This is a genomic window from Paraburkholderia sp. UYCP14C (assembly GCF_004197395.1).
Classification (GTDB): Bacteria; Pseudomonadota; Gammaproteobacteria; order Burkholderiales; family Burkholderiaceae; genus Paraburkholderia.
On record NZ_SELS01000378.1, the window covers coordinates 1 to 329 of the forward strand.

Sequence of the window (329 nt, forward strand, 5' to 3'; positions counted from 1 at the left end):
GATAGCTGTTTATTCGTCGGACAGCCTACGCAAACGAGCCTCTCCTCAAAAAGGGCTGCTTTGGGATGGGTATCTGCCAGCAGCAACTCCGGCAGGATCAGAAAATCGATGTCGCCGCGCCGAAGCAGCCCACCGGGCTCATTATCAGGAAAAACGAACTCGAAGCTAACAGAGGGCGCCTCCCGCGCAACGCGTTCGACGACCTTCCGGAAATAGACGAGCGTCATGAAATCGGACAGGCAGACCCTGAAGCGGCGATGAGATTTGCTGGGCTGGAACGCGTCGCGCGAAATGATGGAAAGCTGTATGTGCGATAAGGCCTCCCGAAC

At 56.5% G+C, this 329-nt stretch carries 1 pseudogene; it reads right to left on the reverse strand.

The annotated features are described in order from the left end of the window. Positions 1–329 (reverse strand): annotated as a pseudogene (locus EVC45_RS45290) (LysR family transcriptional regulator); the annotation flags it as partial.